The 604-nt window shown below is 54.8% G+C and carries 1 protein-coding gene; it reads left to right on the top strand.

Annotated features, from left to right (window positions below; translation table 11 throughout):
- Positions 1–36 precede the first annotated feature (36 nt).
- The coding region (locus tag OP495_RS18665) for a transposase (protein ID WP_280571283.1) at positions 37–604 on the top strand (568 nt) is incomplete at its 3' end.

Here is a 604-nt window from a genome sequence, read left to right as displayed (position 1 = left end):
ACTGCCTTCAGGCATTCCTGATCGGCAGTTTCTATCATGGCACGCTACATCACGGGCGATTCGCGCGAGCAGATTGATCTGCTACCACCATCTCTCGATGAACTGATTCCCGACGATCATCTCATCCGCGTCATCGATCTGTACGTCGATTCTCTCGACCTCGAAGCCCTGGGCTTCGAACGTGCTCAGCCGGCGGCAACCGGACATCCGGGTTACCATCCTGCTGACATGCTGCGTCTCTACCTTTATGGATACCTTCAACAGATCCGCTCGTCGCGTCGTCTGGAGCGTGAATGTCAGCGCAACATCGAACTGATGTGGTTGCTCAACCGGCTGACCCCAGACTTCAAGACGATTGCTGAGTTTCGACGCAAGCATCCTCAAGCCTTTCGCCAACTCTGCCGGCACTTCATCCGCTTCTGTCGTGATGCTGGCTGGCTAGGAAGCCGTGAGGTCGCCATCGATGGCAGCAAGTTTGGTGCAGTCGCCAGCAAGAAACGAGTCGTCAAGTCTGAGGACTTAAAACGTGATGAACAGCGGCTAAACGAGCGCATTGATGCCTGGCTAAATGAGCTCGATGAAGCTGACCATGATGAGGCTCATC

Source organism: Chromohalobacter sp. 296-RDG, assembly GCF_029889885.1.
GTDB lineage: Bacteria > Pseudomonadota > Gammaproteobacteria > Pseudomonadales > Halomonadaceae > Chromohalobacter.
This window is presented reverse-complemented; position numbering and strand designations above follow the sequence as displayed.